Below are 13488 nucleotides of genomic sequence, written 5' to 3'. Positions count from 1 at the left end.
TGAGGCGGCAGGCCGGGCGCGGCAGTGTCGGGCTCGACGGAAGGAGACCGACATGAAGGCTGTGCAGTACCGCGAGATCGGCAAGGGTCCCGAGGTCGTCGACATCGACATGCCCGAGCCCGGGCCGGGGCAGATCAGGCTGAAGGTGACCGCGGCGGGGCTCTGCCATTCGGACTGGTTCGTGATGGACCTCCCGGAGGACCAGTACACGTACGGACTGCCGCTCACGCTCGGACACGAGGGCGCGGGTGTCGTCGACAAGCTCGGCGACGGCGTCGAGGGCATCGCGGTCGGCGACGCGTACGCGATCTACGGGCCGTGGGGCTGCGGGCAGTGCCACGAATGCTCGCAGGGCCGCGAGAACTACTGTCCGTACGCGGCCGGCCTCGGCATCGCACCTCCCGGACTCGGCGCGCCCGGCGCCATGGCCGAGTACGTCATCGTCGACGATCGCCGCCACCTCGTCGCCCTCGGCGACCTCGATCCGGTCGAGACGGTGTCGTTGACGGATGCCGGACTCACGCCGTACCACGCCATCAAGGCGGCCCAGCACAAGCTCTACCCCGGATCGGTCGCGGTGGTCATGGGGATCGGCGGGCTCGGGCATGTCGGCATCCAGATCATCCGCGCCATCAGCGCCGCCACGGTGATCGCCGTCGACATCAGCGACGAGAAGCTCGAGCTCGCGAAGGAGGTGGGGGCGCACCACACCGTCATCTCCAACGCGCAGGCAGCCGACCGCGTCCGCGAGCTCACCGGCGGCCTCGGGGCGCAGACGGTGTTCGACTTCGCCGGAGTCCAGCCGACGATCGACCTCGCGAAGGCCGTGGTCGCGATCGACGGGTTCGTGCATATCGTCGGCATCGGCGGCGGGCTGATGACCGCCGGGTTCTTCGCGACGCCGTTCGGAGCCGCGGTGCGCGCGCCGTACTGGGGATCCCGCAGCGAGCTCATCGAGACGCTCGACCTCGCGCGCATCGGCGCCGTGCGCGTGCACGTCGAGCGCTACGGCTTCGACGATGCCGTCACGGCGTACCACCGGCTGCACGAGGGCGAGGTGCGCGGCCGCGCGGTGATCGTGCCGTGAGGCTGATGCGGGCGATGGATGCCGGCATCCGTCGCCCGCGTGTCGGTCAGGCCCGCGCGGCCCACCACTCCCGCAGGCGACGCTCGGCCTCGGCCTCGCCGAGGACCCCCTCGTCGAGGCGCAGGTCGAGGAGGAAGCGATAGGCCTCGCCCACCTCGCGACCCGGCGTGATGCCCAGGACCTCCTGGATGCGGTTGCCGTCGAGTTCGGGGCGCATGGCCTCGAGCTCCTCCTGGGCGGCGAGTTCGGCGATGCGCCGCTCGATGTCGTCGTACGCGCTAGCGAGGCGCTTCGCCTTGCGCACGTTGCGCGTCGTCACATCGGCCCGCGTGAGGATGTGCAGGCGCTCGAGCTCGGCGCCGGCATCCCGCACGTACCGGCGGACCGCCGAGTCGGTCCATGCGCCCTCGGAGTACCCGAAGAACCGCAGGTGCAGCTCGATCAGCCGCGCGACCGCGCCGATGGTGTCGGAGTCGAACCGCAGGGCCTGCAGCCGCTTGCGGGCGAGCCGGGCGCCCTTGATGTCGTGGTGGTAGAACGTCACCCCGCCGCCGGGCTCGAGACGCCGGGTCGCCGGCTTGCCGATGTCGTGCAGCAGCGCCGCGAGCCGCAGCGGCACGTCGGGGGCCTCTCCCGGGTTCCGCGTCCTCTCGAGTTCGATCGCCTGCCGCAGCACCGTGAGCGAATGCTCGTACACGTCCTTGTGGTGGTGGTGCTCGTCGACCTCGAGCTGCAGCGCCGGGATCTCGGGCAGGAATTCCGCCATCAGCCCCGTCTCGACCAGCAGACGGATGCCGCGCACCGGGTCGTCGGTCGCGAGGAGCCGGGACAGCTCGCTCTGGATGCGCTCGGGGCTGACGATCTCGAGAGTACGACGCAGCTCGGTCATCGCGTCCACCGTCACCGGGTCGACCTCGAACCCGAGCTGCGATGAGAACCGCGCCGCGCGCAGCATGCGGAGCGGATCGTCGCCGAAGCTCACGTGCGGGTCGGTCGGGGTGCGCAGGACTGCCCGCACGAGGTCCTCGACGCCGCCGGTCGGGTCGACCAGGGTGCGGCCGGGGATCCGCAGCGCCATCGCGTTGATCGTGAAATCGCGACGCAGCAGGTCGTCGTCGATGGTGTCCCCGAATTCGACCGTCGGCTTGCGCGTGACACCGTCGTAGCTGTCGGCGCGGTAGGTCGTGATCTCCACCTGCTCGCCGCGGACGCGCGCGCCGATCGTGCCGAACGCGCGGCCGATGTCCCATTGCGCCGAGCTCACGGGCTTGACGATGCGGAGAATGTCGTCGGGTCGCGCGTCGGTCGTGAGATCCAGGTCGTGCGTCTCGCGGCCGAGCAGCGCGTCGCGCACCGGACCTCCGACGATCGCGAGGTCGAAACCCGCGTCCGCGAAGGCGCGGGCGAGCGTGTCGACGACGGGGGACTCGGCGAGCGCGCCGAGGCGCGCGATGCCCTCGGCCATGTTGAGCATGGCCTCCAGCCTACCGAGGGCCGCGAGGCGGACCGCGGCGCTACGCGAAGCGGAGGTAGCCGGTGAACAGCAGCTCCCGCACCCGGGGGAGGAGGTCGGCGCGCAGCGCCGCGGCAGGAACCCCCATCAGCTCGGCGATCGCGTCGATGAGCACTCCCAGCGGCAGGTCGCCGTCGCACGCCCCGACGAGGGCCGCGAGACCCGGATCGATCGACAGCGAGCGCCCGAACCCGCCGCCCTGGCGCAGCTCGATCACCGTGGGATGCTCCTCGCCCGGCAGGTGATGGCGGGCCTCGGTGACGTCGGGCGCGACGACGAGGACGGATGCCGCCAGCCCGGCCGCGTCGAGGCCGACGCTCCGGTCATGCGCGGCGAGCGCCTCCGCCAGGTGCGCACCGAGCCCCTCGCCCGGGAGCGGGCTGTGCAGCCGCTCGTACCGCGCGAGCGTCGGCGAACCCGCGGCGGGGCGGCGCAGCAGCAGGTAGCCGAATCCCACCTCGGTGACGCCCCGGGCGTCGAAGTCGTCGAGCCATGCGTCGGCGAGACGCGCGAAGCCGGGCGTCCCCGGCAGGGTGCCGCCGTCGCGCACCCACAGCTCGGCATACGAGAGCGGGTCGAGCGACTCGCGCTCGACGACCCAGGCATCGAGTCCGATCGGCGAAGCCTCGATCCATTCCCGCACGCGGTCGAGTCCGGCGACGCCGTCGCGCGTCTCCCAGTTGCCGAGCAGTTGGGCGACGCCGCCGGGCGAAAGGTGTGCGCCGACGCCCGCGACGAACGCGGCGACGAGGTCGTCGCCCACCATGCCGCCATCGCGGTACTCGTACGCCGGCACGTCGGAGACCCGCGGGGTGATGACGAACGGCGGGTTCGAGACGATGCGGTCGAACTGCTCGCCGGCCACGGGCTCGAAGAGGCTGCCGTGCCGCGTCTCGATGCCGTCGACTCCGTTCAGCAACGCGTTCAACCGCGTGAACCACAGCGCGCGCGGCGAGATGTCGGTCGCGACCACGTGGCCGACGTGCGCACGCGCGCGGAGGGCCTGTATGCCGCACCCGGCGCCCACGTCGAGCCCACGCTCCGCGGGCGTGGGCAGCTGCAGGCCCGCGAGGGTGAGCGAGGCACCGCCGACGCCGAGCACATGGTCCTCGGGCAGAGGGCCGCCGAGCGCCGCCTCGTCGAGGTCGCTCGCGATCCACCATTGCCCCGAACCCGTTGCGTCCGCATACGACTGCGGACGCACCACCACGACCGGACGCACCTCATCGCCGGCGACGGCCGCGAGCCCGAGGCCGCCGAGGCCGCCGGAGCGCGTGCGGGCGAGCGCCCGGTCGACGGATGCCGCGGCCTCCGGCATCCCGAGCACCAGCAGTCTGCCCAGCACGGCCAGGGGGTCGTCGCGAGCGGCGAGCGCACGGGTCGCCGGCGAGCGAAGCCCGCGAGCGATCGCGTCGTCGGCCGCCGCACCCCACGCGTCGCGGAGCGCCTCCGCGGTGAACCCGGCGTCGCGGAGGTCTGCTGCGAGCGCTCGGCACACGGCCGGATCGGGTTCGGGGATCACGGTCCCATTCAAGCGTGCCCGCGCCCCACGGGTGGCCGCGTCGGCGCGCGCGCCGCGCGGTGTCCGGGTGGCTCGGAGGCACGGACCGTAGAATCGCAGTCGATCGTGCGGTCAGGACATCGCACAGGAGCGAACCCCCGACAGGATGACCGTGACCACACCGGGAAGCCCACCCCGGCGCCGTCCCCCGCGCCGCGTGCCACGCCTCGCCGTGGTCGCCGCTGCCCTCACGGTCTTCGGCGCGCTGCTGCTGCCCGCCGCGGCGGTCGCCGCGCCGACCCCCTCACCGTCTCCGACGCCCACCCCGTCGGTGCCCGCCGGCACGACCGTCTTCACGCTGTCGCCCGTGTCGAACGGCATCGTGCGTCCGGGTGAGGCGCTGACCGTGTCGGTCGGGCTGCAGAACGGGACGGATGCCGAGCTCCCGCCCAGCGACATCGCACTGTCGATCGGCTCCGTGCCCCTGCCCGACCGTGGCGCGCTCTCGTCGTGGCTCGGCGGCGACCTCGGCGGCGTCTCGCTCGTGCCCGCCGGCACTGCCGCGCTCGAGGCGGTCGACCCGGGCTCCGAGCAGGTCGCCGCGATCACCGTCGCCGCCACGGAACCCGCGCTCGCCGGCCTCGCGCCGGGGGTGTACCCCCTCGCGGCCTCGTACACCGCCGGGCCCGGGACGGTCACGTCCACGAGCGTCATGATCGTGCCCGCCGACGATCGGCCGGAAGTCGGCATCGGAGTCATCGTCCCGATCACCGCCGCCCCGCTCGAGGGCGGCCTGCTGACGGCCGACGAGCTCACGGTGCTCACCGCGCCCGACGGCGCGCTCACCGCGCAGCTCGACGCGGTCACCGGCACCACCGTCATCCTCGCCGTCGACCCCGCGATCCCCGCCGCGATCCGGGTGCTCGGCACAGCCGCGCCCGAATCGGCGACCGTGTGGCTCGCTCGCCTCGAAGCACTCCCGAACTCGCGCTTCGCCCTGCAGTTCGGCGACGCGGACGTCACCACGCAGCTTCAGGCGGGACTGCCGCGACCGCTCGCGCCGACCTCGTTCACGGCGTACATGACGCCGGCCGACTTCCCCGCGTCCACCCCGTCCCCGACGCCCACCCCCACCCCGACCGCCACCTCGGGGCCCTCGACGTCGCTGCCCGACACCGCGACCCTGCTCGCCGTCGGCGAGCCCACGCGCGACGCCGTCTTCTGGCCCGCGGACGGCAGCGCCGACACGGGCGTCGTCACGCGGCTCGGGGAGCTCGGCGAAGCCGACAACCCGGCGCTCACGATCGTGCCCTCCACGACGACGACCGCGGGCGCCGATGGTGACACGGTGAGCGCCCGCGGCCGGGTCGGCGACGCCGGCGTCCTCGTGTACGACGAGGCTGTCTCGAGCGCGCTGCACGAAGCGTCGCTGCGTGAGGTGGCCTGGCTGCGCGGCGCAGCCCTCGCTGAGGCGACGGCGTACCTCGACTTCGCCACCGCGGAATCCGACGGTCCGCTCCTGGTCACGCTCGGGCGCGACCACGAGCGCTCGCGCATCGGCCTGGCGACGGCGATCGCGACCGCGAGCGCCGCACCGAACGTCGCACCCCGCACTCTCGGCGGTCTCGCCGCGAGTGAAGCCGACCCCCTCGAACTCATCGAGGTCGAAGCGTCCGCCGAGCGCGCGGCCGCGGCATCCGCTCTCCTCGCAGACGAGGGCGAGGTCGCGCGGTTCGCCACGATCCTCGACGACCCGAGCCTGATCACGGGCCCCGAACGCGCCGAGCTCCTGCAGCTGCTCGGCGTGCGCTGGGTGGGCGACGACGCATGGCCGACCGCGCTCGCCGACCACCGCGCCGCGACCGCCGAGACACTCGACTCGGTCGCGCTTCTGCCCACGAGTCCCGGCGAACTGTACGGATCCAACGCCGCGCTGCGGTTCTGGGTGCGCAACGACCTCGAGTACCCCGTCAACCTCGTGCTCTACACGACGCCCGACAACCTGCGGCTCGACGTGCAGACCGAGACCACGATCGTCGCCACCCCGCAGAGCAACACGCGCGTCGAGGTGCCCGTGCAGGCACGCGTGGGACGCGGCGAGGTGACACTGGCGCTGCAGCTGCGCAGTCCCACGTTCGTCGCGATCGGCGACCCCGAGACCGTGCGGGTCAACGTGTGGGCGGAATGGGAGGGCGTCGGGATCGCAGCGCTCGCGGTCGTGGTCGGCGCGCTGCTGGTGGTCGGCATCACCCGCACCGTGCTGCGCATGCGCCGTCGCAAGACGACGGCGGACGACCGAGACCCTGATGAACCCACGGAGACGGAGAACCCTCAGTGAGCGGTATCGGGCGCGCGAGCGTTCTCATCGGCGCGGGCACGCTCGCGTCGCGCCTCACGGGCCTTGTGCGCACTATCGTGCTGGTCACCGTCCTCGGATCGTTCGCGAGCCGTGCAGGCGATGCGTTCACCGTCGCGAACCAGCTCCCCAACACGATCTACGAGATCATCTCGTACGGCATCCTCACCGCCGTCATCGTGCCGCAGATCGTGCGGTCGGCCGCGCATGCCGACGGCGGTCGCACGTTCATCTCCAAGCTGTTCACCCTCGGCACCGTCGTCCTCCTGGTGACCGCGCTCGTCGCCACGCTGTGCGCGCCGCTCCTCGTGGAGCTGTTCGCGCCGTCGTTCACACCCGACCAGCAGGCGCTCGCGACCGTCCTGGCGTACTGGTGTCTGCCGCAGATCTTCTTCTACGGTCTCTACGCGCTCGTGGGCGAAGCCCTCAACGCGCGCAAGGTGTACGGGCCGTTCACGTGGGCGCCCATCGTGAACAACGTCGTCTCGATCATCGGCTTCGGGCTCATCGGGCTGTACTTCGGCACCGACCTCACCGGCGTCACGGACTGGACGTCCGGCATGATCGCCGCGCTCGGCGCCACCGCGACCGGGGGGATCGTGGTGCAGGCCGGTGTGCTGTTCCTGTTCTGGCGGCGCACGGGCCTGCACGTGCGACCCGACTTCCGCTGGCGCGGCGTCGGGCTCGGCGACATCGTCCGGCTCGCCGGCTGGACGTTCGCGATGGTCGTGGTGCGAACCCTCGCGGGCCTCGTGCAGACACGGGTCATCACGGAAGCCTCCGGCGACGGGTCGTCCGTGTTCACGATGGCGAACGCGTGGCTCGTCTTCATGCTCCCGTACTCCATCATCGTCATGTCGATCGGGACGCCCTACTTCACGCGACTCTCCGAGCACGCGCACGAGGGCCGCGACGACGATGTGCGCACCGACCTCTCCGCGAGCATCCGCGTCACGGGGCTGCTCGTCACCATCGCGGCGGCGGCGCTCATGGTGGCCGCCGTCCCGGCTACTCGCGTCTTCGTCAACGCGACGGACCAGGCTGTGGCGGCGGCCCCCGTGCTCGTCGCGTTCCTCGTGGGGCTCATCCCGCTGTCGATCCTCTTCGTCGTCCAGCGCGCCTTCTACGCCTACAACGACACCCGCACGCCATTCGTCTTCACCGTCATCCAGTGCGCGCTCTTCGTCGGCCTCGTGCTCGTCGCCCAGGCGGTTCTGCCGGTCGAGCAGCTCGCGGCGGGGGTCGCACTCGGGCAGTCGATCGCCACGGCGGTCCAGGTCACCATCGCGGCCGTGCTGCTGCGACGACGGATGCGGCGCCTCGCGGCGCGCTCGTGGCTCGTCTCCTACGGGCGATTCGTCCTCGCCGCACTGCCCGCCGCCGGCGCGGGCTGGCTCGTCTATCAGCTGATGGGCGGCGACCAGGGGTGGACGACGGCAGACAAGCTCTTCGGGGCGCTCGGCACTGCGATCATCTGCGCCGTGGCGTTCGTCGTGTACCTCGGCGTTCTCGCCCTGCTTCGTGCGCCCGAGCTGCGGCCGGTGCTCGGCCAGCTGCAGCGGTTCCTGCCGCGCGGGCGCTGACACCGTCCGTCGGAATGCCCCGCGGTTACCATGTGTTGAAGGATTCGGCGGGGTGTGTCATCCCGATCGACGAGAAGGAGCCGTTCGTGCGTCAGGTCATCATCATCGGGTCGGGCCCTGCGGGATACACCGCGGCGATCTATGCGGCACGTGCGAACCTGAACCCGCTGGTGGTGGCAAGCTCCGTCGAGGCCGGCGGCGAGCTCATGAACACGACGGACGTCGAGAACTTCCCCGGCTTCCCCGAGGGCATCCAGGGCCCGGACCTCATGGCGAAGATGCAGGAGCAGGCCGAGCGGTTCGGCGCCGAGGTGCTCTACGACGACGTCGTGTCGCTCGAGGTCGACGGTCCCGTGAAGAAGATCACGCTGGGCAGCGGCGGCACGCACGAGGCCGATTCGCTCGTGTTCGCCACCGGATCCGCCCCCCGCAAGATCGGCATCGCGGGCGAGGCCCGCCTGTCGGGCCGAGGCGTGTCGTACTGCGCGACATGCGACGGCTTCTTCTTCCGCGAGCGTGTGATCGCGGTCGTCGGCGGTGGCGACTCGGCGATGGAGGAGGCGACCTTCCTCACCAAGTTCGCGTCGAAGGTGTATGTCATCCACCGCCGCGACGAACTGCGCGCCTCGAAGATCATGCAGGAGCGCGCATTCAAGAACGAGAAGATCGAGTTCATCTGGAACTCCGAGGTCGCCGACATCATCGGCGACGACGCGGTGACCGGTGTCGTCCTCAGAGACACGGTCGACGGATCGACCCGTGAGCTGGCTCTCGACGGCGTGTTCGTCGCCATCGGCAACGACCCGCGCACGCACCTCGTGCACGACAAGCTCGAGCTCACCCCCGAAGGCACGATCTGGGTCGACGGCCGTTCGTCGCGCACGTCGGTCCCCGGTGTCTTCGCCGCCGGCGATGTCATCGACCCGACCTACCGGCAGGCCGTGACCGCCGCCGGCAGCGGCACCGTCGCCGCTCTCGACGTCGAGCACTACCTCGCCGCACTCGGCGAGGCGGGAGCGCCCGACGTGCACGGCGACCAGATCGAGGGCCTGCCCGAGGCCGACGCGGCCTGAGTCCGGGGCGCGGTGCCGGCTGCGCGGCCTGGCGCGTGGCCGCGGAACAAATGGCCGGCCGGGCGTGTTGCCGCAAGAGACTGACTTCCACCGAAGGAGAAGAATCATGACCGCCAAGGCGACGACGTCCGCCACGTTCGAGCAGGATGTGCTCCAGGCCGAGGGTCCCGTCCTCGTCGACTTCTGGGCCGAGTGGTGTGGACCGTGCCGTATGGTCTCGCCCGTGCTCGACCAGATCCAGTCGGAGCACCCTGACAAGATCACGATCATGAAGCTCAACGTCGACGAGAACCCCGACCTCGCGATGAAGTACCAGATCACCTCCATCCCGGCGATGAAGGTGTTCAACAAGGGTGAGGTCGAGACGACGATCATCGGCGCCAAGCCGAAGTTCGCGCTCGAGCAGGATCTCGCGGCCTACCTGGCATAGACCCCAGAATTCCGGGAACCCCGTCGCATCGCGGCGGGGTTCTCGCGTATATGCGGCGGTCTATGCCATTCGGGGCATCTGTTGCTCAGCCGGCGTCTGCGCGGACCGTCGCGTCCCACCGTCGGTGCGTGTTGGCCTCTCCGAGGAGCTGCCACACGGCACGTGTCAGCGGCGGATAGTCCAGCGCGATCTGGCGGAGCACGCGGTAGTGGCGGCTGGCGTTCGGACGCGCGCCCCCGTTCGCCGCGATGTTCTCGGCGCGGAGCATGAACACGACCAGCTCGTCGACAGTGGGAAGGTCCTCCATGAAGTCCCACGGGTCTTCGCCTGCGCGCAGGCGTTCGGTGACGAGGACCGACAGCTCGTCCGCGGCCTCGGCGCGCAGAAGCTCGAGACTGGCCCGCCGCCGCGGGGTCTGATCGTCGTTCGCCACCAATCAAGGGTACGTCCCGCTGGCGATGACGGGGTCAGCGCACGCCCTACGCTGTCACCATGGCGACCGAAGACGCCCGGGCTCGCGCGGCCGTCGAGGCGGTCTGGCGCGAGGAGTCCGTGCACATCGTCGGCGCCCTCACACGGCACACCGGCGACTTCCCATGGGCGGAGGATCTGGCTCAGGAGTCGTTGGTCGAGGCCCTCGCGCGATGGCCGGACTCCGGCATCCCCGACAATCCCGGCGCGTGGCTCATGGCCGTGGCCAAGCGGCGCGCGGTCGACGGATGGCGCCGCCGCGGACGTCTCGCCGACCGGGAGCCGCTGTTCGTGTCGGAGGCTCTCGCGGTCGAGGCGGTCGACCCCGTCGGAGCAGGGACCGATCCGGACCACATCGACGATGACGTGCTGCGGCTTGTGTTCGTCGCGTGCCATCCCGTCCTGACGCCTCAGGCTCAGCTCGCTCTGACACTGCGAACGGTGGCCGGATTCACGACGGAGCAGATCGCGGGAGTGCTGCTGATGTCGGTGACCACGGTTCAGCAGCGCATCGTGCGCGCCAAGCGCACACTCGCCGCCGCCGGGGTGCCCTTCGAGGTGCCGGATCGGTCGGAACGGCCCGCTCGCCTGGCAACCGTGCTCAAAGTCATCTATCTGCTGTTCACCGAGGGCTACGCCTCCGCCGACGGCGACCGCTCGCTCCGCCCCGACGTCGCGCACGAGGCGATCCGTGTCGGGCGGCAGCTTGCGTCACTCATGCCCCGCGAATCCGAGCCGCAGGCCCTCGTCGCGCTGATGGAGTTCCAGTCGTCGCGGTTCTCGGCGCGGCTCGGCGCCGACGGCCTTCCCCGGACACTTCAGGAGCAGGACCGCGGCCGATGGGACCGTGCCGCCATTGCCCGCGGCATCGAGGCGATGAGAAGCGCGGATGCCGTCGCGCGCGGACCGGGCTACTACGGGCTGCAGGCCGCGATCGCGCAGTGTCACGCCGTGGCGCCGACGTTCGCCGACACGGACTGGGCCAGGATCCTCGCGCTCTATGACGCCTTGCACGCGCTGGCGCCGTCACCCGTGATCCGACTCAACCGCGCAGTCGCCCTGTCGATGGTCGACGGGCCTGAGGCGGCGTTGCCGGCACTCGACGAGCTCGAGCCGGAGCTGTCGGGCTTCCGGCCCCTGCTCGCCGTGCGCGCCGATCTGCTCGAACGTCTCGGGAAGACGGATGCCGCGGCAGCTGCCTTCCTCGCGGCGGCCGACCTTCCGGGAAACAACGCGGAGGCGATTCTGCTGCGCCGCCGCGCGGCCGCGCTCGACCCACAGAACAATGACGGGGTGGGCGGCCCGTAGCGAGTACCGAGTTCGCCGGACTCAGACCGGGCCGTACCCCGTCTCACCCAGCTCCTCGAGGATGCGATTCAGATCCTGGATCGTAGCGAAATCGATGTTGATCTGGCCTTTTCGCGCCGTCAAGGAGATCTTCACGCGGGTGTTCAGCCGGTCACCGAGTCGTTCGGCGACCTCGTCGAGGTGGGCTCGGCGAGAGCCCGCCTGGGGCTTCACGGAGCGCGTGGAACCGGCATCCGGGAGTTTTGCGGCAGCCTCCGCGGCACGGACCGAGAGGTCCTCGTTGACGATCTTGTCGGCGAGGCGCTGCATCGCCTTGGGGTCTTCGAGCGAGAGGATCGCGCGCGCGTGACCGGCGGACAGCACACCGGCCGCGACACGCTGCTGCACCGGCATGGGCAGCTTGAGGAGGCGGATCGTGTTGCTGATCTGCGGGCGGGAGCGGCCGATGCGCGTGGCGAGCTCTTCCTGTGTGATCCCGAAGTCCTCGAGCAGCTGTTGATACGCCGAGGCCTCTTCGAGGGGGTTCAGCTCCGACCGGTGCAGGTTCTCGAGCAACGCGTCGCGAAGGAGATGCTCGTCCGCAGTGTCGCGCACGATCGCCGGGATCGACGTGAGGCCGGCCTCACGTGCGGCGCGCGTACGGCGCTCGCCCATGATGAGCTCGTACTTGCCTTCGTCGTTCTTGCGGACGACGACAGGCTGCAGCACACCGAACTCGCGAACGCTGTGCACCAGCTCGGCGAAGTGCTCCTGGTCGAAGTGCGTGCGCGGCTGTCGCGGGTTCGGAACGATCTCGTGCGGGTCGATGTGTGCGAGATGCGCGCCGGGAACCTCGATGAGGTCCGCCTGCGGATTCTCCCCCTCCGACTCCGGTCCCGTCGTCTCGGCACGTTCGGGGCGATCCTCGACGGCGACCGCACGGGGAAAGAAGACGTCCGATGGACGGTCGTCCGCCTGCTCGGTCGTGGGTATGAGTGCCCCGATTCCGCGGCCGAGGCCCGTGCGCTTCGCTGCCATCAAGCGCCCCCTTCTGTCGAGGCGCTCTCGCGCCGGATCAATTCGACTGCCGCCTCGCGGTATGCGATGGCGCCGGCCGACTGTCCATCGTAGGCGAGGACAGTCTGGCCGAAACTCGGAGCCTCGGAGACACGCACCGAACGGGGAATGATGGTGTCGAGCACCTCGCTCGGGAAGTGTGATCGCACCTCGTCGGCGACCTGCTGCGCAAGTCGGGTCCGCCCGTCGTACATCGTCAGCATGATGGTGGACAACCGCAGACGCGGATTGAGATGCTTCTGGATCATGCCCACGGTGCCCAGGAGCTGGCTCAGGCCCTCGAGGGCGTAGTACTCGCACTGAATCGGGATCAGCAGCTCGCTCGCCGCGGTGAAGGCGTTGATCGTGAGAAGCCCGAGTGATGGCGGGCAGTCGATCAGGATGAAGTCGACTCGCTCCGCTCCGCTGGCGAGGAATTCGTCGACGGCGGTGCGAAGACGATGTTCGCGCGCGACCTGCGACACGAGTTCGATCTCGGCGCCGGCGAGGTGGATCGTGCTCGGCGCGCACAGCAGGTTGGGCGATTCGGGGCTGACCTGGATGATGTCGGCGAGGGGAAACTCGTCGATGAGCACGTCGTAGACGCTGGGCACGTCAGCGGTGTGCGGAACGCCGAGCGCAGTGGACGCGTTGCCCTGCGGATCAAGGTCGATCACCAGCACGCGAGCGCCCCGCTCGGCGAGAGCCGCCGCCAGGTTGACGGTTGTCGTCGTCTTGCCGACGCCGCCCTTCTGATTGGACACCGTGAGCACGCGCGTACGTCCACTGAGTCGTACCTCGGCCTCTTCGAGAGCCTTGCGCCGCGCACTCAGATCCGCCAGCTCTCTCGCGATCGGCGAGTCGTCTTCCTGCACGCTCGTGGCGCTCTCTTGCTGCGCGATAGGAGGTTCCTCTTCATGATCGGCGAGCTCGTGCTCGTCGGTGACATCGTCTGCCGTTTTGGCGGTGACAGTCGGCTGGTTCTCCGCGTCGATCGCGGTGTCGCCCGTGGAGGGGTCCGTGACGTCCGTCGAGTCCGACGGCGCCGCCTCGTCCTCGGTCTCCGGATCGTCGATCTGGTCAACGGCGGGCGACGCTTGCGGCTCCGAGACCAGGGAAACGGGCGATTCC

At 70.6% G+C, this 13488-nt stretch carries 11 protein-coding genes; 6 read left to right on the top strand and 5 right to left on the bottom strand.

The features are described 5' to 3' along the window. Positions 1-52 precede the first annotated feature (52 nt). Positions 53-1087 (top strand): NAD(P)-dependent alcohol dehydrogenase, encoded by a 1035-nt coding sequence (locus tag AC3ANN_RS18245; RefSeq protein ID WP_488338791.1) that lies wholly within the window; start codon positions 53-55, stop codon positions 1085-1087. A 46-nt stretch (positions 1088-1133) separates the two neighbouring features. Here AC3ANN_RS18245 and AC3ANN_RS18240 read toward each other — a convergent pair whose 3' ends face one another. Continuing rightward, complete coding sequence (locus tag AC3ANN_RS18240; protein ID WP_488338790.1) at positions 1134-2561, bottom strand: CCA tRNA nucleotidyltransferase; 1428 nt, start codon at positions 2559-2561, stop codon at positions 1134-1136. Positions 2562-2601: 40 nt separating this feature from the next. Next, positions 2602-4122, bottom strand: coding sequence for a DUF7059 domain-containing protein (locus tag AC3ANN_RS18235; protein WP_488338789.1), 1521 nt, complete (start codon positions 4120-4122; stop codon positions 2602-2604). Positions 4123-4273: 151 nt separating this feature from the next. Between AC3ANN_RS18235 and AC3ANN_RS18230 the strand changes: the two genes are divergently transcribed. From AC3ANN_RS18230 to trxA, 4 genes are all read left to right on the top strand, one after another. Then, positions 4274-6439, top strand: coding sequence for a DUF6049 family protein (locus AC3ANN_RS18230; RefSeq protein ID WP_488338788.1), 2166 nt, complete (start codon positions 4274-4276; stop codon positions 6437-6439). Further along, complete coding sequence (murJ, locus tag AC3ANN_RS18225; RefSeq protein WP_488338787.1) at positions 6436-8040, top strand: murein biosynthesis integral membrane protein MurJ; 1605 nt, start codon at positions 6436-6438, stop codon at positions 8038-8040. The genes AC3ANN_RS18230 and murJ overlap by 4 nt, the downstream gene beginning before the upstream one ends. Before the next feature lie 86 nt (positions 8041-8126). Beyond that, positions 8127-9113: a thioredoxin-disulfide reductase gene (gene trxB, locus AC3ANN_RS18220; RefSeq protein WP_488340872.1), complete on the top strand. Its 987-nt coding sequence runs from the start codon at positions 8127-8129 to the stop codon at positions 9111-9113. Positions 9114-9219: 106 nt separating this feature from the next. Further along, positions 9220-9543 (top strand): thioredoxin, encoded by a 324-nt coding sequence (gene trxA, locus AC3ANN_RS18215; RefSeq protein WP_488338786.1) that lies wholly within the window; start codon positions 9220-9222, stop codon positions 9541-9543. 85 nt (positions 9544-9628) lie between these two features. On the opposite strand, the gene AC3ANN_RS18210 is transcribed toward trxA, so the two are convergent. Next, positions 9629-9976: a tryptophan synthase subunit alpha gene (locus AC3ANN_RS18210; protein WP_488338785.1), complete on the bottom strand. Its 348-nt coding sequence runs from the start codon at positions 9974-9976 to the stop codon at positions 9629-9631. Positions 9977-10035: 59 nt separating this feature from the next. Between AC3ANN_RS18210 and AC3ANN_RS18205 the strand changes: the two genes are divergently transcribed. Continuing rightward, a complete protein-coding gene (locus tag AC3ANN_RS18205; protein WP_488338784.1) occupies positions 10036-11322 on the top strand; it encodes an RNA polymerase sigma factor in 1287 nt (428 codons plus the stop codon). 21 nt (positions 11323-11343) lie between these two features. Here the strand turns inward: AC3ANN_RS18205 and AC3ANN_RS18200 are convergent, their stop codons facing one another. Both AC3ANN_RS18200 and AC3ANN_RS18195 read right to left on the bottom strand, forming a co-directional pair. Next, positions 11344-12339 (bottom strand): ParB/RepB/Spo0J family partition protein, encoded by a 996-nt coding sequence (locus tag AC3ANN_RS18200; protein WP_488338783.1) that lies wholly within the window; start codon positions 12337-12339, stop codon positions 11344-11346. Continuing rightward, entirely contained in the window at positions 12339-13259 is a 921-nt protein-coding gene (locus AC3ANN_RS18195) for a ParA family protein (protein ID WP_488340871.1), read from the bottom strand. Before AC3ANN_RS18195 ends, AC3ANN_RS18200 begins: the two co-directional genes overlap by 1 nt. Positions 13260-13488: the final 229 nt, after the last annotated feature.

The organism is Microbacterium sp. STRO-2N, assembly GCF_057747775.1.
Note: the sequence above shows the minus strand (reverse complement) of the source record. Positions and strands in the feature narration are given on the sequence as shown.